Origin of the sequence: Desulfuromonas sp. CSMB_57 (assembly GCF_020194955.2) — a bacterium.
Lineage (GTDB): Bacteria > Desulfobacterota > Desulfuromonadia > Desulfuromonadales > Syntrophotaleaceae > JAFCIY02.
Map to the genome: position 1 here is coordinate 53,148 of NZ_JAFCIY020000026.1, position 22,169 is coordinate 75,316.

23 protein-coding genes are annotated in these 22,169 nt (G+C 59.9%); 20 read left to right on the forward strand and 3 right to left on the reverse strand.

The genetic code is table 11. The annotated features are described in order from the left end of the window. Nucleotides 1-199: 199 nt before the first annotated feature. From JQN68_RS08420 to JQN68_RS08445, 6 genes are all read left to right on the forward strand, one after another. The gene (locus tag JQN68_RS08420) at nt 200-1,222 is read left to right on the forward strand and encodes a helix-turn-helix transcriptional regulator (protein WP_249621113.1); all 1,023 of its coding nucleotides are present in this window, start codon (nt 200-202) and stop codon (nt 1,220-1,222) included. Next, the gene (locus JQN68_RS14735; RefSeq protein WP_249621114.1) at nt 1,215-1,988 is read left to right on the forward strand and encodes a hypothetical protein; all 774 of its coding nucleotides are present in this window, start codon (nt 1,215-1,217) and stop codon (nt 1,986-1,988) included. The genes JQN68_RS08420 and JQN68_RS14735 overlap by 8 nt, the downstream gene beginning before the upstream one ends. An 860-nt stretch (nt 1,989-2,848) precedes the next feature. Then, on the forward strand, nt 2,849-3,934 hold the full coding sequence (locus tag JQN68_RS14740) for a RecB family exonuclease (protein WP_349632308.1): 1,086 nt from the start codon (nt 2,849-2,851) through the stop codon (nt 3,932-3,934). Beyond that, a complete protein-coding gene (locus tag JQN68_RS08435; RefSeq protein ID WP_249621115.1) occupies nt 3,931-7,125 on the forward strand; it encodes a UvrD-helicase domain-containing protein in 3,195 nt (1,064 codons plus the stop codon). Before JQN68_RS14740 ends, JQN68_RS08435 begins: the two co-directional genes overlap by 4 nt. Nucleotides 7,126-7,408: 283 nt before the next feature. Then, entirely contained in the window at nt 7,409-7,738 is a 330-nt protein-coding gene (locus tag JQN68_RS08440; RefSeq protein ID WP_225071867.1) for an ArsR family transcriptional regulator, read from the forward strand. Between the two features lie 14 nt (nt 7,739-7,752). Next, nucleotides 7,753-7,932, forward strand: coding sequence for a hypothetical protein (locus JQN68_RS08445; protein WP_225071866.1), 180 nt, complete (start codon nt 7,753-7,755; stop codon nt 7,930-7,932). A 286-nt stretch (nt 7,933-8,218) separates the two neighbouring features. Here JQN68_RS08445 and JQN68_RS08450 read toward each other — a convergent pair whose 3' ends face one another. Then, nucleotides 8,219-8,569: a hypothetical protein gene (locus tag JQN68_RS08450; RefSeq protein WP_225071865.1), complete on the reverse strand. Its 351-nt coding sequence runs from the start codon at nt 8,567-8,569 to the stop codon at nt 8,219-8,221. Between the two features lie 189 nt (nt 8,570-8,758). Between JQN68_RS08450 and JQN68_RS08455 the strand changes: the two genes are divergently transcribed. From JQN68_RS08455 to JQN68_RS08520, 14 genes are all read left to right on the forward strand, one after another. After that, nucleotides 8,759-9,211, forward strand: a complete 453-nt coding sequence (locus tag JQN68_RS08455; protein WP_225071864.1) for a C-terminal helicase domain-containing protein — start codon at nt 8,759-8,761, stop codon at nt 9,209-9,211. A gap of 532 nt (nt 9,212-9,743) precedes the next feature. After that, the gene (traT, locus tag JQN68_RS08460) at nt 9,744-10,421 is read left to right on the forward strand and encodes a complement resistance protein TraT (RefSeq protein WP_225071863.1); all 678 of its coding nucleotides are present in this window, start codon (nt 9,744-9,746) and stop codon (nt 10,419-10,421) included. Between the two features lie 146 nt (nt 10,422-10,567). After that, on the forward strand, nt 10,568-10,855 hold the full coding sequence (locus JQN68_RS08465; protein WP_225071862.1) for a type II toxin-antitoxin system TacA family antitoxin: 288 nt from the start codon (nt 10,568-10,570) through the stop codon (nt 10,853-10,855). Then, complete coding sequence (locus tag JQN68_RS08470; RefSeq protein ID WP_225071861.1) at nt 10,852-11,346, forward strand: GNAT family N-acetyltransferase; 495 nt, start codon at nt 10,852-10,854, stop codon at nt 11,344-11,346. Before JQN68_RS08465 ends, JQN68_RS08470 begins: the two co-directional genes overlap by 4 nt. 474 nt (nt 11,347-11,820) lie before the next feature. Continuing rightward, nucleotides 11,821-12,264 (forward strand): hypothetical protein, encoded by a 444-nt coding sequence (locus JQN68_RS08475; RefSeq protein ID WP_225071860.1) that lies wholly within the window; start codon nt 11,821-11,823, stop codon nt 12,262-12,264. 46 nt (nt 12,265-12,310) lie between these two features. Continuing rightward, nucleotides 12,311-13,705, forward strand: coding sequence for a GGDEF domain-containing response regulator (locus JQN68_RS08480; protein ID WP_225071859.1), 1,395 nt, complete (start codon nt 12,311-12,313; stop codon nt 13,703-13,705). Continuing rightward, nucleotides 13,668-14,126 carry an HU family DNA-binding protein gene (locus JQN68_RS08485; RefSeq protein WP_502799354.1) on the forward strand — a complete coding sequence of 153 codons (459 nt, stop codon included), beginning with the start codon at nt 13,668-13,670 and terminating at the stop codon, nt 14,124-14,126. The genes JQN68_RS08480 and JQN68_RS08485 overlap by 38 nt, the downstream gene beginning before the upstream one ends. 44 nt (nt 14,127-14,170) lie before the next feature. Next, nucleotides 14,171-14,839 (forward strand): SOS response-associated peptidase, encoded by a 669-nt coding sequence (locus JQN68_RS08490; protein ID WP_283775462.1) that lies wholly within the window; start codon nt 14,171-14,173, stop codon nt 14,837-14,839. A gap of 223 nt (nt 14,840-15,062) precedes the next feature. Next, the gene (locus JQN68_RS08495; protein ID WP_225071856.1) at nt 15,063-15,281 is read left to right on the forward strand and encodes a dodecin; all 219 of its coding nucleotides are present in this window, start codon (nt 15,063-15,065) and stop codon (nt 15,279-15,281) included. Nucleotides 15,282-15,711: 430 nt separating this feature from the next. Further along, the gene (locus JQN68_RS08500; protein WP_225071855.1) at nt 15,712-16,710 is read left to right on the forward strand and encodes an AAA family ATPase; all 999 of its coding nucleotides are present in this window, start codon (nt 15,712-15,714) and stop codon (nt 16,708-16,710) included. A gap of 55 nt (nt 16,711-16,765) precedes the next feature. Beyond that, nucleotides 16,766-17,938 (forward strand): vWA domain-containing protein, encoded by a 1,173-nt coding sequence (locus tag JQN68_RS08505; protein WP_225071854.1) that lies wholly within the window; start codon nt 16,766-16,768, stop codon nt 17,936-17,938. A gap of 72 nt (nt 17,939-18,010) precedes the next feature. After that, complete coding sequence (locus tag JQN68_RS08510; protein ID WP_225071853.1) at nt 18,011-18,223, forward strand: hypothetical protein; 213 nt, start codon at nt 18,011-18,013, stop codon at nt 18,221-18,223. Between the two features lie 80 nt (nt 18,224-18,303). Then, nucleotides 18,304-19,386, forward strand: a complete 1,083-nt coding sequence (locus tag JQN68_RS08515) for an NADH:flavin oxidoreductase (RefSeq protein ID WP_225071852.1) — start codon at nt 18,304-18,306, stop codon at nt 19,384-19,386. 32 nt (nt 19,387-19,418) lie between these two features. Next, on the forward strand, nt 19,419-20,285 hold the full coding sequence (locus JQN68_RS08520) for a 4Fe-4S ferredoxin (protein WP_225071851.1): 867 nt from the start codon (nt 19,419-19,421) through the stop codon (nt 20,283-20,285). Nucleotides 20,286-20,326: 41 nt separating this feature from the next. Here the strand turns inward: JQN68_RS08520 and JQN68_RS08525 are convergent, their stop codons facing one another. Together JQN68_RS08525 and JQN68_RS08530 are read right to left on the reverse strand one after the other, a co-directional pair. Next, nucleotides 20,327-21,130: an ABC transporter ATP-binding protein gene (locus JQN68_RS08525; protein WP_225071850.1), complete on the reverse strand. Its 804-nt coding sequence runs from the start codon at nt 21,128-21,130 to the stop codon at nt 20,327-20,329. Between the two features lie 2 nt (nt 21,131-21,132). Beyond that, nucleotides 21,133-22,161 (reverse strand): FecCD family ABC transporter permease, encoded by a 1,029-nt coding sequence (locus tag JQN68_RS08530; protein ID WP_225071849.1) that lies wholly within the window; start codon nt 22,159-22,161, stop codon nt 21,133-21,135. Nucleotides 22,162-22,169: the final 8 nt, after the last annotated feature.

Consider the following 22,169-nt stretch of genomic DNA (forward strand, 5'->3'; position numbering starts at 1 on the left):
AGCAGATCCCGAAGGTTCGTGTCGCCCCTTGAGAAACATTAAAAAAGGTGACAAACATAAACCGGAGAAATACAATTCAGGCTCATTTGCCGGTCTAAAAAACACCTTTTGAATATCGTTCCTGTTTAGCGACACGGATTGTCGTTGGCCTGCGTTACGCTGTCGATGCCGGCAATCGAATGTGGGAGGGGAGGAGTCATTGGAAACCTTGTTGCGCCAGTGGACGATGCTGGAAAAGATTCCCCGGTATCCGTCGCGCATCACGACCACCGAACTGCTGGAAAAGCTGACGGATGCCGGTTATCCCACCACCCTGCGGACGGTTCAGCGCGATTTGGAGAAGCTTTCGGTCAAGTTCCAGATTTCATCCGATGAAGGCAAACCGGCTGGTTGGTATTGGCCCAGGGAAGCCGTGCAATTCAACATTCCGGGCCTGTCCTCCCATTCCGCCCTGGTCTTCAGAATGGTGCAGAAACATCTCTGTCCTTTGCTGCCCAGGCCTTGTCTGGACCTGTTGCAATCCCACTTCGACCAATCCGAAAAGGTTCTGGCCGGAATCCGGCCGCAGCCGCTGGCCAACTGGCCGGACAAGGTCGCTGTTCGCTCCCGGGCCCTGTCCCTGCGTCCGCCGCATATCGATCCGGACGTGCTGTTTGCCGTCTACCAGGGTCTGCTAGGCGATCGGCAACTGCGGGTCTTGTACCGCCGCCGAGGCGACGACCATGCCGAGGAGCGGGTGGTCAATCCCCTGGGGCTGGTTGTCGTCGATCAGGTTCATTACCTGGTCGGCACCCTCTGGGACTATGCCGACATCAAACATCTGGCCATCCATCGCATGGAAGCCGTCACGGAACTGGACAGTGCGGCCTTGATTCCGGAAGGGTTTGATCTGCAGGCTTATGCCGATTCGGGGGAATTCGGCTATCCCGCCGGGGACCGGCCCTTGACATTGAAGGCCCTGTTCGATGCCTATACGGCGGAGCAGTTCAAGGAGACGCCCTTGAGCCCCGATCAGAAACTGACCCGGCGTCGGGATGGCCGGGTGCTGCTCGAGGCCCGGGTGGGCGATACCGCCCAACTCCGCTGGTGGCTGCAGGGGTTCGGTGCGGCAGTGGAGGTGCTCGGCCCCCAAAAATTGCGGGAGGAGTTCACGGACATGAGCCGCAGGCTGGCGGCCCTTTACGCGCCGGCCTCCCGGGCACAGGAGCACAACAGTGACTAAGGTCCATTTCATACTGGCTGAGGATCGGGCGCAGTCGCGCTTCATCAAGCGGCAGTTGGCCGAAACCGGGGCCTGGCTGCATCTGGTCGTCGGTACCTGGCTCGAGCTTGCCGAAACCCTCCAGGGGGTGTTTCTGGCGGGGACGGTGGAGGATCACTGGGGACAGCGGCTGGCCCAGGCGGCGGCAGGGATGGAGGAGGCGTTCTGGGCGGCGAGCCTCCAGGTCGCCCCGGCGGAAACTCTGGCCTGTCTCGATGCCGAGCTGCGCCGGTTGCTCCGTGCCGCCGGTCCGGGCCAAATGCTCGCGGACTGCCGTCCGGAAAGCCTCGGCGCCAGAGGCAGCCGCCATTTTCTCGAGTTGTGTGCCTTGCACCGGGGTATGGAGGGCATCCTGCCGGCGGAACTGGACATGGTGCAACGGCTGCTGGCCGTGGAGCCGGCAACAAGGCTCAAAGACGTCGCGGTTTATCCCGGCCTGCTGCGATCCGTTCCCGATCCCTGGCAGCAGGCCCTGCTGCAATGGCTGAACGGCCTGGCCGGTTCGCAAGCCGATGCCGAAATACTCGCCCTTTTGGCCGCGTTGGGGGCCGACGAGGGGCAGGGGGGCGGGCCCTCGGGCATCTCGCCGCCCGGTTGTTCACCACCGGCTGCCACCGGGTGCCCCTGGACGATTCGGTCCAGTGGCTGGCGGTTCGGGACCCCCTGCAGGAGGTGGAGGTGGCCGCCGGGATCATTCAGCAGGCCCTGCGCGACGACCGGAGTCTGAGCCCTGGGGAGTTTGCCTTGCTGGTACCCGATGACGACAGCTATACCCTGCCTCTGCAGGCGGTTTTCGGCCGCGCCGGCATCCCCCTGTCCGGGTTCGACGGCCGACTGGCGGAGCGGGATCTTGGGGCCGAAGTCTGGTTCTATTTCCTGTTGAGCCTGCGCAAGCCGGCGCCGGTCATGGCCCTGGCGGCCTTTTTGACCTCGCCCCTGCTGCCTTGGGAGGGTGCCGCCGGGCACCATCTGGCACAGCGCGTCATGGACGGCCGCTTCGATTTCCCCCCGCCCGAAGGGGCCTCCGATGCGCAGCGCCAGCTGCTGCAACTGCTGCGGGAGGGCGCGGAGGATGCCGGTGCCCTGCGCAGGGCTTTGCAGGGGCTGGCGAAGTGTCTGCCCCGTCTCGAACCCGGGGAGACCCATCGCCGGCGGGCCGTGGAACTCGGTGAAGGTCTGATGGCCACCTTGCCGGCGGCGGGGGCGATTCCCTGGGAAGCACTGCTGCAGACCTGCGTGCCGGTGCCCCGTCGCGCCGACGCACCGTTGCCCCTGTGTCGGGAAGGAGTCGCGGTGTTTTCCGAAGGGGAGGAACCCTGGAGAAGGGTACGGCAGCTCTTGATCCTCGGTTTTTGCCAGGGCCGTTATCCCGCCGGCGTCGGCGGCTCACCGGTTTTCGGCGAGGCCGACCTGGCGGCGTTGCGCGATAGCTGCGGCTTGGCCGTCGAATTGCCGGCAGACCTCATCACCCGGCGCCGGCAGCGCCTGCGGCGGCAGTTGGCAGCGGCATCCGAGCGGGCGTATTTTCTGATTCCGCGGCGCAGCGAATGCGGCGAGCCGCTGACGGAGTCAGGCTCCCTGACCTTCATGGCGCGTCTGTTTGAAGGGGTCGAGGAAGCCTCCGGCCTGGTTCGGGAACTGGAGCGGCGGGACGATCTCCTTGCCTGTCGTGGTCTGGCTCTGGCGCAGGAGCGGGCCCCCGATCCCGGTCGGGCCCTGACCATTGCCGACCTGGACTTTCAACGCAACCTGCTGCGGGTGAAGACCCGGGCCGACGGGTCCCTTCGTCCCCTCTCGCCCAGCAGCCTGGCGACTCTCATGGTTTCCCCCCTGGCCTGGCTGTTGTCGCGGCTCGGGTTGGAAGGGAAGGAATGGTGTCCGGAGGCCCTCGATGTGGCCACCAAAGGCACCTTGGCCCACCGGGTCTTTGAGGATCTATTCAGCCCCGGCCAACCCATCCCGACCGAGGCGGAGATCGGCACACGGGTGCCGACCCTCCTGCAGCAGGCCGTCCGGGACCTCGCGCCCTTTTTGCTGGCGGCGGCCTGGCGGGTGGAACGGGCCCACCTGCAACGGGAGATCCAGTGCGCCGCCACAAGCTGGAGCGCCTTTCTCGGGAGCAGCGGCGGCCAGGTGCTGGGCAACGAACTGTGGCTCGACGGCCGACTAGACGATCTGCCCCTTCACGGTTCAGCCGATTCCGTGGTCGGGCTGCCGGACGGCCGTATCTTCGTGGTCGATTTCAAGAAATCCAAAAGCGCCAAACGCCGCGAACAGATGGAACAGGGGTATGACAGCCAGGCGTCTCTGTACCGTCTCATGCTGCAGACCGGGGACGCCCAAAACCGGGACGATGAGTTGGGGCGGGCCCTGCGGCAGGGGCACGAAATCGGCGTGCTCTACTACCTGATGAACGACCAGGTGGCCCTGACCGATACCGCCGGTTGGTTGCAGGGGGATCTGCCCGGGGCCTTCGAACTCGGCGCCGGAATTTCCACCGCCGCCATGGCCCTGATCCGGGAGCGCATCGGCCAGATCCGGCGCGGCGAGGTGCGCCTCAATGGCCAAGGGGATGAAGAATGGTACCAAAAGAACGCCGGCATCACCATCTATGCCCTGGACAACAGCCCGTTGCTGAGGCTGTTCATGCACCCGCGGGAGGCGCAGCCATGAGCCTGCCCCCATTGACCCTGATTCCCGCCGGCGCCGGTTCCGGCAAGACCTACACCATTCAGCAAACCCTGGCCCGCTGGGTGCGGGAGGGGCTGGTGGATCCGGGCAAAATCGTCGCCGTGACCTTTACCGAAGCCGCCGCCGGGGAACTGCGGGAACGCATTCGCAGCCAACTGGTGGCGGACCAACGGCTGGAGGACGCGCTGCGGCTCGATGAGGCCTACATCTCCACCATCCACGGCTTCGGTCTGCGGCTGCTCACCGAATTCGCCTTCGATGCCGGATATTCCCCGGCCCCGCGTCTGCTCAACGAAGACGAGGAGGCGATTCTGATCCGACTGGCCCTGGCCCAGACGGATCGGGCCGATCTGCTCCTGGGCAACCTGGAAGACCACGGCTACCGCTACGACTACAATTCCGGAAAAAGCGGCGAGGATCTCTTCCGGGACCGGGTTCTGGCCCTGATCGGCAAGCTGCGGGCCATCGGCCGCTCCAGGGAGGATGGCCGCCTGGCCCCCCATGCCCAGGCCCGGGCCGAGGAGCTATACGGCCGGCCGCGGCTGGCCGAGAATCTCAACCGGGCCCTGCAAGGTGCCGTAAGCGCCCTGCTGAAGAGGTTTCCGACGGACCTCTCGGGCCTCTATCCGGACAACAAGACCTTCGTCACGGAACTGCGCGGCAACTTTCAGGCGCTGAAGCGGGCCGAAAACGCCACGGCCGTCGCCGGCGACTGGGGCTTGTGGCAGAAGTTGCGCGGCTTGCGCCGCTCCAAGCGCGGCAGCGCACTGCCCAAGGGCTACGACGAACTCGCCGCCGCCGTCATCCAGGCGGCGGATGCCCTGCCCGAACACCCCGGTCCCCTGGCTCAGGCCCTGGAACATATCGAGGCCCTGCTCGGCGCCGGGCAGGATTGCCTGGGGCGCTATGCCGACACCAAGCGGGAGAAGGGCCTGGTCGATTACACCGACATGCTGGCCCTGAGTCATGAGCTGCTGCGGCAGGTCCCGAACCTTCTGGCCGCCTTTCGCGAGCGCGTCGACTGCCTGGTCATCGATGAATTCCAGGATACCAACCCCCTGCAGTTTTCCCTGCTCTGGGCCCTGCGGGAAAGCGGCGTGCCGACCCTCATCGTCGGCGATCTCAAGCAGGCGATCATGGGGTTCCAAAACGCGGATTCCCGCCTCCTCGCCAGATTGCAGGAACAATATCCCCAACACACCGCGCCCCTTACCGGCAACTGGCGCACCACCCCGAAGCTGATGGCCTGGATGAACGCCGTCGGTGCCGGATTGTTCGGGGAGGGGTACACCGCCCTCACGCCGCAGGCCACCTATCCCGCCACGCTGGCTCCCCTGGAGGTGATGGATTTTGCCGAGAACTGGCGGGCCAAGCCCGGGGAGAGTGAATCCCCCGGCCTGGTCCGGCCGCGCAGCACCGCCGCCAGAATCAAGGCGCTCCTCGACGATCCGACCCGGCAGGTCTACGATCGGCACGCCAAAGCCGGTCGCCCGCTGCGCGCCGGCGACATCGCCATCCTCTGCCCCTTCAACCATCATCTCGATGCCTATGCCGAGGCCCTGCGGGAGTTGGGCCTCCGTTCCCGCATGGCCCGGGACGGCTGGTACCAGGCGCCCATTGTGCGCATTGCCTGCCACGCCCTGGCCTACGTGGCCGACCCCTCCGACCACCATGCCGCGCTGTGCCTGTCCGTCACCGAACTGGGGCGGGAGGATCTGCAAACGGCTCTGGCCACCCTGCTGGATGGCCACGGACTAGCCGAACCCCTGTTGGAGGCTCTGCAGCCGGTCATCCACGGCGATCCGGCCCGCTCCGTCCTGTCCCTGGTCGGTGAAACCGTCGCCGCCCTCGATCTTTACGGCCGGATCTCGACCTGGCCCGATGCCGAGCAGGCGCGCGCCAACCTGCTGCGCCTGCAGGGCGAGGCGCGGGAATTTTTGGCGGCCAATCGCGAAGCCCTGGCCAGCGGCGGGTATTACGGCAGCGGCCTGAAAAGCTTTCTGGCCTGGCTCAAGGTGCGGGCCGAGCGCCAGAACGGCCAACCCGATGCGCGCGTCATCGATGAGGACGCCGTGGTGCTGACCACCTGGCACAAATCGAAGGGCAAGGAATGGCCGGTGGTGGTCGTGGCGCGCAGCGACGCCGAGGTGAAATGCTCCCTGCCGAGTCTGGATGTCGTCTATACGGATTTTAGCGATTTGGACCAGGTGCTGGACGCGGCCCGCATTGAAATTACCCCGGGTTTCACGGCCCCCGAAACCGCCGACCGGTTCAAGGCGCCGCTCCGGGAAGCGGCCCGCCAAAGCGCCCTGAATCTGCTCTACGTGGCCGTGACCCGGGCGCGCGAGAAGGTCATTCTGGAATGGCCGCGCTATCTGGATAACGGCCGGGAGCGTTCCACTCTCACCTACTGGGAAGTCTTGACCGAGAGCACCGGCATGCGCCTGGAGTCGGAACATCTGACCCTCGGCCAACAGCGGTTCGACTGCCTTGTCATTCCGACCGGTCGGACATCACCGCCGGCCTACGATGAGGGAATACAGGTAGTGCCGACCCTGCCGGTCATCGGCCGCCGGGCCCTGGTCACCGCCGACCGGCCCCCGGTGTTAACCCCCGAGGCAGTCATTCCCAGTTCCCTGCATGGGGATTGCGGGTGCCTGCCGGAGGGTATGCAGACCGTCATCTACGGAGTCCCCCTGGAGATCGAGCTGCCCCTGGCCGCCGTTGAGCGCGGAACCCTGCTGCATCGCTGTTTTGAACTGATGGACGGTGTCCGGGACCGGGCCACCATCAGCCGGGCCATCGGTTACGACCTGACGGAGGAACAGTTTGCGGTCCTGTCCCGGGCGGTCAAGAATTTCGAGACACATCTCGCGGATTGGCTCAAGCCGCTGCGCATGGACCGCGAGGTGCCCATTCTGGCCCTGGATGAACAGGGCAGTGTCGTCACCGGATTCATGGATGTGCTGGTGGAGACGCAAGCCGGTTTCTGGATTGTCGACCACAAGTCCGACCGGGTGGAGGACAGGAGGGAGCGCTTCGCCTTCTATCTGCCTCAGCTTCGCTGTTATGCCGCCGCCATCCAAAAAGCCCGGCCCAACAAGCCGGTTCTGGGAGTGGCCATTCACTGGCTGTCCCATGGAGAGGTGATTTGGGTCGGGAGGCCTTTGTGATTGAAAGGTGGCTTCAGTTTTTTCAAAAGCGGCGGGAATAGAGGTGGTTCTGCGGCTTCGTGCTCTGCCGGCCAGTGGTACACTTTTCAATCAACGAAACTGTTGCACTTCTCCATTACCATGGAAAACGATGCCAGTGGTTCCGTGATGCGGCTTTAGGAAAAGGCAAGGAAAGCAGGATATTGTAAATTCTCTCACGATCGGCTATCCTGACGGAAAAAATACGTCATATGATGGATCGAATACGTCATTTGAAGAAAAAAATACGCCAACGGAGGATGGAGTGCTTGAGGCTTTATTCGGAACCGTCAACAGGGAAAGGGTTCTTCTGTATCTTTTCGCCCGGGACGAGGGCTATCCGAGAGAAGTGGCCAAATTTTACGGCACGGATCTACGGTCGATTCAAAACCAGTTCGAAAAACTGGAGGTCGGAGGGGTTCTGTACAGCCGCCTGCTCGGCAATACGCGCCTTTATGCCTTTAATCCCCGCTATCCATTCCTTGAAGAACTCAAGGCTCTGCTGGAAAAGTCGCTCGCCTTTTATCCCGAGAACGAACGGGAACGACTGGTAATGGTCCGGCGGCGACCGCGAAGAAAAGGGAAGCCGCTGTGAAGGAGATTCAGGCAATGACCATGGGAGAACTGGCGGCCTTCGTCTGCTCCCATCTGCAAAGAAACGGCATCCATGTGGTGCTCTCTGGAGGTGGTTGTGTGTCCATTTACAGCGAAGGACGGTACGTTTCCTACGACTTGGATTTTGTCGAGAACATATCCTCCGGGCGGCGCAAGCCAAGCGGTGGTCCTTAAGGGAAGGGCACGAAAAAAAGTTCCAGCATTTTCGGGGTCTCCTGGGGGAGAAAGGGTGACATCTTTTCTTGTTGAGCCGCGAGCAAAGTAATTTCCTCCAAGATACTCAATGAGAACAGAACGTGTTTTTGGGTCGAAAGCGACGGCCAAGTCCGCCGCTTCGCGCAGGGACAAATGGGACTCCCCAGTCCACACCCGCGCCCGATTTCCCGGGACGGAAAAACCCTGGCGTGCTCCTTTTTCAGCAGCGCCAGGGCGAACATTTCCAGGCATCAACCGCACATGCTCAATCCTCCTCGTCCTCGTCATATTCCACTTCTTCATCCTCCTCATCTTCTTCCATTTCTGCGGATAATTTTTCCTCGGGCAGATACCGTTCCAGAACCCTCGGCACCGCCTCGGTCGCCGCATCGAAACATTCCGAGTCGGCCATGATCAGGTAATGATCCATGGGGACCAGAACGTAACCGGCTTCGGCGACTTCCTCGCCCATCCGGCGCAGGTAATCGTCCCCCAGTTTGCTGACCCCGGCAAGACTGCGCAACTGCGCCCAGCCAATGCGGAACAGTTCGCCGCAGCAGGTGTCGTCGTACAACTGAATCAGAGTTTGAGCGGTTTGGACTGCCGTGCGTGCCATGGGTTTCCCCCTTGGTGTGTGAGTTGGGGCCATGGTAGCACGCTGTTGCGACAGGGGGTGTCGTATGGGACGAGGGGGGAGGGAATGGATAGGTGTCCTGAAAAAAAAGGAAAAAATGGTTGAGATCGTCGCGCTAAAAGGTCGAAAGATCAAAGGAACGATCTTGACGGAAATAGCCCCGAATTCAAGGTGCGCAAGGCGCGGCGGATTGCCGAGTGGCTGCAGGAGGAGAAGGAACGGATTGTGGCCTATGCCCGAGCGGCCGATGCCCGTCTGATGGAGATCAACGACGGCGAGGTGCTGCAAAAGGCCGTGGGCATCGTGACGCCCTTCAAGCAGCAGGCGGCCCTGATCCGCCAACATCTCAGGCAGATCGGCATCACCGGCCTGACCGTCGGCACGGTGCACAGCCTGCAGGGCGATGAACGGCTGCTGGTGCTGTTCTCCAGCGTCTACGGCAACAACGACGGCCATCGCGGCAAGTTTTACGATAGGGGCCACAACATGCTCAATGTCGCGGTCTCCCGCGCCAAGGACGCCTTCATCGTCTTCGGCCATCCCCGGGTGTTCGGCGCGGACAATCCGGCCGCGCCTTCCGGGTTGCTGCGAACTCGGCTGGCCATCGGTGCGGGGGCTTCTTGAGTGACAAAAATTTGACAAGTGCCGGCAGGAGGTGTGGTTTCAATATGGACGAAGTGCCGACGGCAATCATCAGACGGGCATTTGTGTGATAATTTAATTTTGTAGAATATTAATTAATAGATGAAAGTCTTTAAAATATAAAAGTTTTTCCATTTTTTTCATAAATCTTGTAATAACAAGCATTTGTTTGAACGACAAAACGGTTTTTGGTAGTCTTCGTCTCTAGGTTTTTAATCTTTATGTCCTTTTCGCTGCCTGAAATGTGTTGGAAATTTGACTTTCCAATCCGTGGGATTGCCTTTCAGATGCATCCCGGATGTGGGCAAATCGAGATACTGGAATTTTTCGGGCTGTTGGACTCGATTTTTGGAAGAAAGGAGGTATGAAAATTTAACAACAGAAAACTATGAATTGGTTAATTTTGCGTTGATTTCAAAAGGTTTTTTTCAGGAGGATTCAAGTGTTTAAAATGCCGTTGATTGTACCCGTTGTCATGATTGCATGTCTCTTTCTTTCCGGTTGTTCCGCAGGCATGCGTGCCATCGAGAACAGGAATCTGAACGTCTCCGCCAAAATGTCGGATACCATTTTCCTCGACGCCGAGACCCTGACCAGCACGCCTAAAATCTTTGTCCGGGTCGCCAATACCAGCGATTTCCAGGATATCGATTTTGCCGCCCTGCTGCGCCAACAACTCCAGGGGATGGGTTACCAGATTACCGGCAATGCCCGTGAAGCCGCCTATCATGTGCAGGCCAATCTGCTTTACCTGGGTGAAAAAAAGGAAGGCATGGATCCGGATGCAGTGCTGAAAGCCGGCTTCGGCAGCGGCGTTATCGCCGGCACCCTGGCCGGGCTGACGGGCAGCAGTCTGCGCGGCGCGGGATCCGCCGGTCTCATCACCGGCTTGGCGGTGGCCGGCGGGGAAGCTCTGGCCGGTCACATCTTCCATGTGGACGAGTTCTTCGGCATGGTCGACGTGCAGATCAAGGAAGAAGTGGAGGGCGGTGTCACCGGCATCCAGATGAGCCAGCTTCAGGACGGTACCAGCACGACGACCCAGACGACCCGCAATGTTGAATCGAAGCGTCAGGAATACCGGACCCGCATCGTCGTCCAGGCCAAGCAAACCCGCATGGACAAGCAGGAAGCCTGCAATATCATCTCCGACCGTCTGGCGAACCAGATCGCCGGCATGTTTCGGCTCTGATGTTTGAGAAGGCCGGTATCCTCCGTTGCAAACGGGGGATACCGGCATAAGTGGCCTCTGACCATCGGATCCAGAATGTTGGCCAGAAATGTAATGACAATGTATGGACGCTCTGTTAGTGTGGTCCTAAAAGGAGGTCGCAAGCCATGCCTGCATTAAAATCCCAAAACAAACGCGAAACGCTGAACATCCGCATCCGGCCAGAGGACCGGGGATTGATTGACAGGGCCGCCAGAGCGCGAGGGAAAAATCGAACCGAGTTCATACTGGAGGCCGCGCGCCTGGCTGCCGAAGAGGCGCTTCTTGACCAAGTCATCATCACGGCCAACCCGGAGAATTACGCGGAATTTCTCGCTCGGCTGGACCTGCCACCTCGCCCCAATGAGAGTTTGCGCAGGACGATGCAAACCCCCGCTCCCTGGGATGAGAAATGACGCTTTCGCCTCCTGAGCCACTGAATGAAAATCACTGCATCGAAGCATTTTCCTCTGGAATTCCAAGCCTGGATGACTGGCTCAAGCGGCGAGCCTTGAAAAATCAAATTTCAGGAGCTTCGCGCACCTTTGTTGTTTGCGATGGCGGGCGCGTTGTGGCGTATTACGCCTTGGCATCCAGTGCGGTTGCCGTCGATGAAGCACCTGGCCGCTTTCGGCGCAATATGCCCGACCCAATCCCCGTCGTTGTGCTTGGAAGGCTTGCAGTCGACCGCTCTTTCCACGGCAAGGGGATAGGAAGGGCATTGGTCAGGGATGCCGGCTATCGGGTAGCTCACGCCGCGGATACGGTTGGCATCCGTGGCTTGGTTGTCCACGCCATCTCTGAGGAAGCGAAAGTGTTTTACCAGAAGGTAGGTTTTGATCCCTCCCCCCTTGATCCGATGATCCTCATGATTACCCTTGCCGACCTTAAGGCGTGTCTGCAGTAATCCCTTTCCAGCCCTTCCGCCACCTTTCTCCCCATGCCAGGCTGACGCCGCCGCCCGAAATCGCTCCGCGCTGAACGTTGTTCCCAGTCGGGTTGAGACCCGAAAATCGATTTTCAGCTTAAGTCGGAAAGTTTAAGTCTTTAGACGATGAAAGATGGCCTCAATTTAATGCTTGGCCCGTCAATAAAATTGACTTAAGATAAAAAAACCTTTCCATCGTTGTGCGGTGCCCCGCAAAGACTATTTTTATAAATGCAGGCTTATCCCGGTATCCTTGGCCCCCGATCCGCTCGGCAAGGTCTGCCGGGAGAGCGTTCACCATCGGCCCCTCGATGTCGCGATCGCTCCCAAGCGGAGAACGGCCGTCACAATTTTGCTGCCTTCTCAAGGCAAGGATATCCCATTATGATGCATGGTACCGAGCAGAGCTGAGGTGAGTTCTTTGCCGGCGTGATACCGCCCAGGATATGGATCATGGATCCCAAGGCACCGCGCAAAACGCTTTTGACCCTTTTTCAGATTACCGATCGGGACTCGTGCGCCGATGCCATTCGCAACGGCGGGATCGTTGCGCTGGTTTCCGGCGGACTCTCCGCGGTTCTGGGGATTGCGGGCTTTCTGATTGAGACGCCGCACAGCGCCTTGCGCCCCTTCCTGGACCCCTGGAACCTGGTGGATGCCGGTTTGGTACTGCTCCTGGCTGCGCTGGTGCTTCGCAAGAGCCGGGTGGCCTCGGCGCTGCTGGTCGTGCATTTCGTCATAGCCAAGGTGGTCATGTGGAAAGAGATGGGGCGCCCCCGTGCCGTTGTCCTTACATTGGTGATTCTTCTGCTTTACGTGACGGCCTTGCGCGGCACCATGTTGTGGCATGCAAAGTATCGGGATGCGGTTGATGAACCCTCCACGCCCAAGACATAAAATTCAATGGCAGCGATAGGCTAACCGTCCATCAAGGTTTTGGCGCATGAAAAAAATTCTGGTCGTCGATCACGAGCCTTTTTCCAGGACGGTGCTGCAGGATATCCTGGGTGGTGAATACCAAGTGTTTGCCGCCGCCACCGGCGCCGAAGCAATGGCTTTGGCCCGCCGCCAAACCCCGGATTTGATCCTGCTGGATCTGGACACCCCCGAGGACGACCGGGCCGCGCTCTGCACCCGCCTGAAGGAGACGCAGACGACCCGGTATATCCCGCTGATTCTGCTGTCGTCCTGCAGCCAGAAGCAAGAGATCCTCGATGGGTTCTATGCCGGGGCCGACGATTATCTCACCAAGCCTCTCTGTGCCAGCGAGACCCTGGCCCGCATCGACGCGCATCTGCGCACCCGGGACGATTTTGCCGATCTGGAAAAAGAGGATCTGCTGATGCTCCTGGAGTTGTCGGAAATCATTTCCGTCACCCGCAACCCGAAACGGATTCTGGCCATCATCGTCGAAAAGGTGGCGGCCGCCCTGAAGGTATCCCGGTGCTCGGTCATCGCCCTGAATGACACCGGCGAGTTGATGGTCAAGGCCAGCAGCGATCTGCCCCCCAATCTGGAGATTAAGATCGATCTGGAAAAATACCCGGAAATCGAAAAAGCCTGGCGTACCCAGCGTCCCGTCGTGCTGCAGGACATCCACCGGGACCCTCTAATGGCCCCCGTGCGGATGCGCCTGCAGGGGCTGCCCGACCAGGCCATCCTGGTGGTGCCCATCATCAAGAAACAGAACGTCATCGGGACCTTCTTTCTGCGTACCGCCGCCATCGGCAGCGGGGGGATTTCAGGGCGGGTATTCACTCTCTGCCAGTTGGTCGCCAACATCTCCGGCAACGCCCTGGAAAACGGAATCGTTTTCGAGGCGATGCAATCCAAGAAGAAGTTGCTGGAGGAACTGGCCTTTCGCGACAGTCTGACGGGTCTCTACAACCATCAGCATTTCCATACGCGGTTCGAAGAGGAATTCTCCCGGGCCCAGCGGTATGCTTTACCTCTGTCCTGCGTCTTTGCCGATATCGATGGTTTCAAGACCATCAACGATCGGTTCGGGCACATCACCGGCGATGTGGTGTTGAAACAGATCGGCCGGCGGATCGAGAGGATGCTGCGCAAAAGCGACCTGGCCGCCCGCTACGGAGGCGAGGAGTTCGCGGTGTTGCTGCCGAACACCACCGAGCAGGGTGCCCGTGATTTTGCGGATCGGCTGCGCACCGAGATCGGTGCCTTGGCCATCCAACAGCTCAAGGGCGAAAGGGTTTCCATCAGTGTCGGTGCCGCCACCTGGCAGGACGGGAATACGACCACATACACCCAGTTGCTGCACCTGGCGGATAACGCCATGTATGTCGAGAAGCAGGCCAAAAAGGGGCAGGGGCGATGAACATCCCGTAACGCCCCCTATCGTGGGAAGGCCACATCAGGTTCATTTTCATCGGATCGCGAGGTTGGCTGGACCAGCAACCGCACACATTCAGGGAGGGAACATGAAAAAGGCAGAGTTTGTCGCAAAGATCGCCGAAGGGGCCGGACTGACCAAATCCCAGGCCGAAAAGGCGCTCAACAGCTTCATCACGACCACGGTCGCCGCTCTGAAGGCCGGCGACAAGATCGCTCTGCTGGGCTTTGGCACCTTCAGTGCCGTGACCCGCGCCGCCCGTACCGGCAGGAACCCTCAAACCGGCAAGGCCATCAAGATTGCGGCCAGGACCAACGGCAAGTTTACGCCGGGCAAAGCCCTGAAGGATCTGGCGCCCAAGCCTGCAAAGGGTGCCAAGGGCAAGGCGTCGGGCAAGAAGAAGTAATGGGGAATTGGGGGGCTGCATGATGGCTGAGGTTGGATGAACCCATGTGCGGCCGCTTCTCGATGACCTATTCCCGGACGGTCCTGCGGGATTATTTTCTCCTGGACGACACCTTTGATCCCGAGCCGAGGTACAACATTGCCCCCGGCCAGGATATAGCCGCAGTGCGCCAGGAAGAGGGCCGACGGCGGTTGGTGTCGCTCCACTGGGGTCTTATCCCTTTCTGGGCCGATGACCGTAAAATCGGCTACCGAACCCTCAACGCCCGTTCAGAGACCGCCCATGGCAAGCCCGCATTCAGGGCCGCTTTCCGCAGCAGGCGATGCTTGATTCCTGCTACCGGCTTCTATGAATGGAACAAAAGGGCAGGCACCAGACAACCCTATTATATCTACCGAACGGACAGGAAACCCATGGCCTTTGCCGGTCTCTGGGAACACTGGGAAGACCGGGAGGGGAAGGAGACCATCGAGTCCTGCACCATTTTGACCACCGAAGCTGCCCATCCGGTGGCCGTTCTTCACGACCGGATGCCAGTCATTCTGGAGTCGGAAAATTTCCATCTCTGGCTGGATCCCCATGAGCAACGGGTTGAAAAATTGCTCGACTTGATCGGTTCCACAACGCTTGGGACTTTAGCCATGTACCCCGTTGCCAAATATGTCAACAAGGCGGGGAACGAAGGTAAGGGGTGTATCGAACCCGTTAGTTGAAAGCGATGGATTTGGGCGCCAAATCCTGCGGAACACTTTTGAACCTAAGCCGAAATACAGTTCGGTACCGAAAAGGACCATTCATGGGTGCGGCAGAATTTTGGTAAATTATGTAGTGTCTCTTTTCCTCCGCAGCCCGGCATCTTCTTTACTTTAGGGATCAAGGTGCTACGCTTTAGAAACGTCAAAAGCGTACATGGCAACCCAAAAAAAGGAGGGAGAAATGACCTACGGCCATGGCAGGACTTACAAGAAGGTCGAAATAATTGGCATCTCTAGTGCGGGAATCGAAGATGCGATTCAACAGGCTGTAACCCGGGCACATCATACCCTTGATAAGCTTTCCTGGTTCGAAGTTCAGGAAGTTCGTGGCCATATCGGGGACGATGGCAAGGTCAATGAGTACCAAGTCGTCCTGAAAGTCGCTTTCGAATTGAAATAGTCATCCCTCAAGCGGCAAATGAAAGCCTGGCCGATGCCCTTCGCACCGAGTTGAGGCTCCACCATGTGGTGCTCCCGAAGTCTCTGCAAACGTTCGATGTATAAGCAAAAAGCCACCACGTATACAGTTATGCAATTCGCCACTCACCAGGCCCGCGCCTGGAGAATCGGCGGATCTGTTGCCCGCCTTAGACACTGAGCGGGCGATCCTTGCCGCAGCCATGGCGGACTTTCCCCTTGCGAAGGTTGGCCATGGCGCCCTTTCCCCTACCGAGATCGAACCCCGCTTGATCCAGGTCAATTCGCTGCCATGTGACCTATGCTATATCTATATCAACTTCTGCACTCCGGCCGAACCCGTAGACTGCGGCGCAGGCCGGTACGGAGCTATGAGCCGGATCTCTCACTTCCACCATTCAAGGGGATGCTTCATGGATGCAGCCGTCGCCGTAAAACCATCACTGGCCATCACCATTCTCAAGAGCTGCCTGACGGTCAATGTGCCGCTGTTCCTCTGGGGACCGCCTGGGATCGGCAAGTCCCAGATCGTGGCCCAGGTCGCGGCGTCCTTGAAGCTGCCGCTCATCGATATTCGCGCCGTGCTGCTGGACCCCGTGGATTTGCGCGGGGTTCCCTCCGTAAGTAACGGCGTAACGCGTTGGAATCCGCCCAATTTCCTGCCGACGGAGGGGGAGGGTGTGCTGTTTCTGGACGAGCTTTCCCAGGCCCCCGAATCGGTGCAGAGTTCCCTGCTGCAACTGGTGCTTGACCGCAAGCTGGGGGAATACAGCATGCCGGACGGCTGGCGGATTTTGGCCGCGGGCAACCGGGTCACGGACGGTACTTTCAGCCGCAAGATCAGCAAGGCCCTCGGTTCCCGGTTCGCGACCCACCTGGAATTGGCGGTGGATCTCGACGAATGGTGTGCCTGGGCGATTGAAAATGATGTGCCGGCGGAAATCATGGCCTTTCTGCGCCTGCGGCCGGAACTGCTGCACTACTTTGATGCCAAGGCCCAGGGCAATTCCTTCCCCTGCCCGAGGGTCTGGGCCAATGTCGGCAAGTTCATGGGGATATTGCCCCTCGAAGCGGAGTTGCCGTTTTTTTCAGGCGCATTGGGCTATGGTCCGGCGGCTGAATTTACCTCCTTTTTGCAGGTCTACCGGGATTTGCCGGATCTCGATGCTCTGTTGCTGGCTCCCGATGAAACGGACATCCCCAAGGAGCCTTCCGTGCTCTACGCGCTGTGCGGGGCAATGAGCCGGAAGATCCATGCCGGCAATGTGGCTCATGCCTTTCGATACATGAAGCGGTTGCCCATAGAATTTCAGGTGGTGTGGCTGCGTGATGCGCTTCAGGCAGACTCCAAGATTGCCAACAGCAAGGAATTCAATGCCTGGGCCAAACAGAATGGGGATCTGTTGTTGTGAGATTTTTGTAAAAACCGACCAGGTCACGGGTGGATTCTTATAGCGAGAAGGCGTTATGCGAAAAAAAACCAAATTGGCCCAAGCGATGGCGAGGATGGTGTTGGATCATCCCTTTTTCGCCACCTTGTTGCTGCGCATGCGGCTGGTTACCGACAAGGATCTCAAAACCGCCGTTACCGACGGCCGACAAATTCGCTACAACCCGGATTTTATTGAATCATTGAATATCGATCAGATTGTGTTCGTGCTGGCTCATCTGGTCATGCATGTCGCTCACTTTCATCCGCTTCGACGCGGCCTCAGGAGCTCTGCCCGATTTAACCAGGCCGGCGATTACGCCATCAATGGCATTCTCAAAAATGCCGGCCTCCGGCTGCTGCCGGATGCTTTGTACGATGTGGATTACGACAATCTTTCCGCGGAACAAATTTATGAGCGCCTCCTCTTGTCCTCCGATGAGGAAGAAAACAATGTGTGCGTCCGTGGCAGGGACAACCAGGCCGAGGACAACGATCCCGGCGGCTGTGGCGGGTTTGAAGATGCCCGGGATGAGTATGGCCAGGGGCTGTCCAGGGCGGACCGACTGCATGAAGAAGCTCAAATTACCATTGCCATTCAGCAGGCGGCGCAAGCGGCCAAGGCTCAGGGCAAGTTGCCCGGTGCCCTTATGCGCCTGGTGGAGGAACTGGTTCACCCCATTCTCGATTGGCGGGAGATTCTCCGGACCTTCATCGATCGCACCGCAAGAAACGATTATTCCTGGAACCAGCCCAACCGTCGCCATGTGGCCGCCGGGCTGTACCTGCCCAGCTTTCGCTCCAACGGGCTGAAGCCCCTGGTTCTGGCCATCGATACTTCCGGCTCCATCGGCAAAACCGAGTTGACCCAGTTTCAAGCGGAACTGAACGACATTCTGGAGAGCTATCCCTGCGTTGTAACGGTCGTTTACTGCGACAACGCCATTGCCGGCACGCAAATCGTTACACCAGAGGACTACCCGGTGGAACTGAAATTCGCGGGTTGCGGCGGCACGGATTTGCGACCGCCTTTTGTTTGGGCGGCAAACCATATCCCGGAGGCCGGATGCCTGATTTACCTTACCGATCTGCAAGGCGAAAGCCCCGAGATCGACCCCGGCATTCCGACTCTATGGGTCAGCACGACCAAGGACAAGGATCTCCCTGATTGTTATCGGCCGAAGTTCGGGATCATTGCCACCATGGCATAGCCATCGAGCACCAGGGTTTGCACCAATGATGATTCATGTGAAGCAAACACCCATTGCGGCACTGAGGAAAACATGCGAAAAATCATCCTCTTGACCTATATTCAGCGGGACAGCGTCCGGAGTCGGCATCATGATCTGTGGCGAAAATGCCGCTATCTGGGAACCGGCAAACTGACCAAAATGCAGTACACCTGGCGGTATTCAACGACGCTGGAAAACGCCGTGGCCTTGCGCTTGCTGGGTTTGTGCTTTTTGGAGGAGGATGCCGACAGTGAGAGCAGGTAGGTTAGCCGGCGGATGGGTACTTGTGCAAAGCGCATGATCAGGTACTTTATAACCGAGCCAGGGGGAAAGGAGCGAAGGATATGCCCAGCCTGTTTGAGACGACGAGCATCAAGAGCCTCGAGTTGCGAAACCGTTTCGTGCGGTCCGCAACCTGGGAGGGCATGGCCGACGAACGGGGAGCGCCGACTGACGAACTGAACCAATTGATGGCGGAACTGGCTCGTGGCGAGGTGGGGTTGATCATCACCGGCCATGCCTTTGTCAGCCCCGAAGGTCAGGCGAGCCCCCGGCAGATGGGGGCGCACAGGGAGGACCTGTTGCCGCAATTGAGGCGGATGCCGCAAGGGGTCCATTCCGTCGGCGGGCGCATTGCCCTGCAGTTGGCTCATGCCGGTGCTTACGCTTTGGTGCCGGAAGGGGCGGTCGGCCCCTCGGTGATCGCCAATCAGGATGGAAAAAAATGCCGCGCCATGACCGGCGATGACATTCAGCGGATTACCGCTGCCTTCGGGCGGGGCGCCGCCTTGGCGCAACAGGCCGGGTTTGACGCGGTGCAGATTCATGCGGCCCACGGCTATCTGCTCAGCCAGTTTCTCTCCCCCTATTACAATCGCCGCGAGGACGGGTACGGCGGCAGCATAGAAAATCGCGCTCGCTTGGCCCTCGAGGTTCTGGCGGCGGTGCGCCAGGCGGTGGGTAATGGCTATCCCGTCATGGTGAAGCTCAATGCAGACGACTTCATCGATGGCGGCCTGACGGTCACGGACATGCTCCGGGTGGCGGAGTTGCTGCAAGAGGCCGGCATCGACGCCATGGAAATCAGTGGCGGCACCATCTGGGGCCCGAGCCGCTACCACTCCGTGCGCTCCGGTGCGGCGGCTTTGTCCGGCGGGCCCTATTATCGCGAGGCGGCCAGGCTGGCCAAGGCGTGCCTGCAAGTGCCGGTCATGCTGGTGGGAGGAATCCGCTCCCTGGAGGTCGCCGAAGAACTGCTGGCACGGAATGAAGCCGACTATATCGCCCTGTGTCGGCCCTTGATTCGGGAACCGGATCTGATCCAACGCTGGGCGGCGGGCCGCCGGGAACCCAGCGGCTGCCAATCTGAAAACGCCTGTTTTGGACCTATATTGGCCGGGAAGGGGATGTGCTGTCCCCTTAAATGATTCCGGATTGTCTTATTCTGTGGGAGAGATCCTTGGCCATCGATGCTGTCGCTCAAGTTGAAAAGATTCTGCATGACTTCTGGGCCTCCGCCCCGGGCAACAGCCTGCAACTTCCCAGCGGCGAGAAAGCTTGGGGGGCGCCGCGAGTTGCCATTGCGCGGGGCGACGACCCTCTGTTTCTGCGCAACAAGGAACTCATCGGAGATTTTCTCTGGACCCCCGCGCAAGCCTATGCCCTGGCTTTTCCCCATCTGCCGAGGCCTGCCGCCGGGCAGTTGCGGGTCATCAGCTACCTATTGCCGCAGACCCCGGAAACCCTTGCCGACCAACGCCGCGAGACGGCCATGCCGGCTGAACGCTGGGCGCGATCGCGCTTTCATGGTGAAGAGTTCAACTGCGAGCTGCGTCTGCATGTGGCGGGGGTCCTCACCCGGGCCGGCCATCCGGCGGTGGCGCCGGAGCGTTTGGCCGATTTCGACTACCGTCGTTCGCCACGATTCGGCTTGGCCTCCAACTGGTCGGAAAGGCATGTTGCCTTTGTGGCCGGACATGGCACCTTCGGCCTTTCCGACGCCCTGATTACCCGCTGGGGGCAGGCCGTGCGCCTGGGCTCGGTGGTGTGCCGCATCGATCTGCCCGTTACGGAACGGGTATACGGGGAAGATTATCACGCCTGGTGCCTCTGGCATGCCAAAGGCACCTGCGGCGCCTGCGCCAAGCGCTGTCCCATCGGGGCCATCACCACTCGGGATGGACACGATAAGCAGGCCTGTTTCAAATATATACGTGATGTGACCGCACCCTATGCCGCCAGAACCTATGGAACCGGCGCCACGCCCTGCGGTTTGTGCCAGGTGAATATTCCCTGCGAGCGCCGGGCGCCGACGGGACTTTCTTGAGAAGTTAACATGAAAAAATATGGGGTGAGGCAACGCTCCTGTTATGGAGCACTGGTGTGCAGTGTGGGAAAGCATGCTTTGCGATTCACTTCGGCGCCGATGTGCAGCACTTTCACTACAATGCCGTAGGCCGCTTCCAGATTCTCCGCCGTAATGACCTCGTCCGGCCTGCCTTTGTGAAGCATGAGGCCGCCGTTGAGGATGGCCGCCTCCGTGGCGGCAATGAAGGCGTGATCGGGAAAGTGGGAGGCCATGATGATGCCGAGTCCCTGTTCGGCCAGGTTCCGCACCACGCGCAGAATGCGTACCTGATTGCCCATGTCGAGGTGGGAGGTCGGTTCATCCAGAATCATGAGTCGCGGTTGCTGGGCCAAGGCCCGCGCAATCAGGGTCAATTGCCATTCACCGCCGCTGAGCATGGTGCAGGGCCGATGGGCAAGGTGCCGGATCCCCACCGTTTCAAGCGCCGCAAGGGCGATATCTCGGTCTTTTTGAGTTGGGGAGGAAAAGACGTTGATATGGGGGGCCCGGCCCATGACCACAATATCGTGAACCAGGAAGGGAAAGGGGGACTGCTGACTCTGGGGAACGTAGGAGATGCCCTTGGCCACCTCGGCGGGTTTCATGTGGGCGATGTCCCTGCCATCAAGGAATATTTTGCCCTGCCAGCCGTGCAGCACATTGCTGATGCATTTGAGCAGGGTGGATTTGCCGGTGCCGTTGGGGCCCAACAGGCAGAAGACATCGCCGGACGCTACGGAAAAGGACACATCGCTGAATATGGGACGGGCCCCGTCTTCCCCATAACTGAAGCCAAGATTGTGCACGCTCAGCAGCGGATTCATTGTTACCACCCCGAACGGTTCTTGCGCAGCAGGTAGGCAAAAATGGGAGCTCCCACCAGGGAGGTGAGAACACCGATGGGGATTTCCATGGCCATGGCCGTCCTGGCGATGGTATCCACCGCCACCAGGTAGGCGGCTCCGACGAGCACCGTTACCGGCAGCAGGATCTTGTTGTCCGGTCCGGCCAGGAGTCGGCCGATATGGGGAATCACCAGCCCGATCCAGCCGATGATGCCGCCGATGGAAACCGCCGCCGCGGCAATCATGGTGGCACAGAGAATCACCGTCGCCCTGATGCGCGTCGTATCCACCCCGAGGGCCCGTGCATCCTCTTCGCCCATGGCCAGCAGATTGATCTGCCATCGGATCAAGAGGAGCACTGTTATGCCCACCAGGATGATGGGCGCCACCACGACCATATCCCGGTTCGATGCGTTGTTGAGGGAGCCGAGGAGCCAGAAGACGATGGAAGGCATCTCGTTGGCCGGGTCGGCGACATACTGGATGAGGGAGGTGCCGGCGGAAAACAGGGCGCCGACGATGATCCCCGAAAGAACCAGCATCAACACCGGTGTCGAACGATAGACCCTGCTCAGGCAGTAGGTCAGCAGGACCGCCAGCAGGCCGAACACGAAGGACAGGATCTGCACGGCGATGATGTTGCCGAAAAAGAGGATGGCCAGCGCCGCGCCGAAACCCGCTCCCGCTGATACGCCCAGAATATGCGGTGAAACGAGGGGATTGCGGAACAGCCCCTGGAAGGCGGCGCCGGAAACGGACAGCCCGGCCCCCACGAGCATGCCGGCCATAAGCCGGGGCAGCCGGACATCCAGCAGAATCGACTCCACGGCCGGCGACCAGGTGCGTTCCATGGGCAGCACGTTGGCGGCGAAAATCCTCAGGATCTGGCCTGGGGCGATGTACAGATGGCCGAGTATCATGGACGTTGTCGCTACGGCAACCAGAAGAATGGCGAGGATGAATAGAATTCTGTTCGCGCCGACGGCGCTTTTGTGCTCAGCGGATGGCATGATGAAAA

What these genes read in the sequence shown, in the direction of transcription:
- JQN68_RS14740 (WP_349632308.1), top strand. Translation starts at nt 2,849, where the DNA reads ATGGCGCGTCTGTTTGAAGGGGTCGAGGAAGCCTCCGGCCTGGTTCGG.
- JQN68_RS08435 (WP_249621115.1), top strand. Translation starts at nt 3,931, where the DNA reads ATGAGCCTGCCCCCATTGACCCTGATTCCCGCCGGCGCCGGTTCCGGC.
- JQN68_RS08445 (WP_225071866.1), top strand. Translation starts at nt 7,753, where the DNA reads ATGACCATGGGAGAACTGGCGGCCTTCGTCTGCTCCCATCTGCAAAGA.
- JQN68_RS08450 (WP_225071865.1), bottom strand. Translation starts at nt 8,569, where the DNA reads ATGGCACGCACGGCAGTCCAAACCGCTCAAACTCTGATTCAGTTGTAC.
- traT (WP_225071863.1), top strand. Translation starts at nt 9,744, where the DNA reads ATGCGTGCCATCGAGAACAGGAATCTGAACGTCTCCGCCAAAATGTCG.
- JQN68_RS08465 (WP_225071862.1), top strand. Translation starts at nt 10,568, where the DNA reads ATGCCTGCATTAAAATCCCAAAACAAACGCGAAACGCTGAACATCCGC.
- JQN68_RS08470 (WP_225071861.1), top strand. Translation starts at nt 10,852, where the DNA reads ATGACGCTTTCGCCTCCTGAGCCACTGAATGAAAATCACTGCATCGAA.
- JQN68_RS08475 (WP_225071860.1), top strand. Translation starts at nt 11,821, where the DNA reads ATGGATCCCAAGGCACCGCGCAAAACGCTTTTGACCCTTTTTCAGATT.
- JQN68_RS08480 (WP_225071859.1), top strand. Translation starts at nt 12,311, where the DNA reads ATGAAAAAAATTCTGGTCGTCGATCACGAGCCTTTTTCCAGGACGGTG.
- JQN68_RS08485 (WP_502799354.1), top strand. Translation starts at nt 13,668, where the DNA reads ATGTCGAGAAGCAGGCCAAAAAGGGGCAGGGGCGATGAACATCCCGTA.
- JQN68_RS08490 (WP_283775462.1), top strand. Translation starts at nt 14,171, where the DNA reads ATGTGCGGCCGCTTCTCGATGACCTATTCCCGGACGGTCCTGCGGGAT.
- JQN68_RS08495 (WP_225071856.1), top strand. Translation starts at nt 15,063, where the DNA reads ATGACCTACGGCCATGGCAGGACTTACAAGAAGGTCGAAATAATTGGC.
- JQN68_RS08500 (WP_225071855.1), top strand. Translation starts at nt 15,712, where the DNA reads ATGGATGCAGCCGTCGCCGTAAAACCATCACTGGCCATCACCATTCTC.
- JQN68_RS08505 (WP_225071854.1), top strand. Translation starts at nt 16,766, where the DNA reads ATGCGAAAAAAAACCAAATTGGCCCAAGCGATGGCGAGGATGGTGTTG.
- JQN68_RS08510 (WP_225071853.1), top strand. Translation starts at nt 18,011, where the DNA reads ATGCGAAAAATCATCCTCTTGACCTATATTCAGCGGGACAGCGTCCGG.
- JQN68_RS08515 (WP_225071852.1), top strand. Translation starts at nt 18,304, where the DNA reads ATGCCCAGCCTGTTTGAGACGACGAGCATCAAGAGCCTCGAGTTGCGA.
- JQN68_RS08525 (WP_225071850.1), bottom strand. Translation starts at nt 21,130, where the DNA reads ATGAATCCGCTGCTGAGCGTGCACAATCTTGGCTTCAGTTATGGGGAA.
- JQN68_RS08530 (WP_225071849.1), bottom strand. Translation starts at nt 22,161, where the DNA reads ATGCCATCCGCTGAGCACAAAAGCGCCGTCGGCGCGAACAGAATTCTA.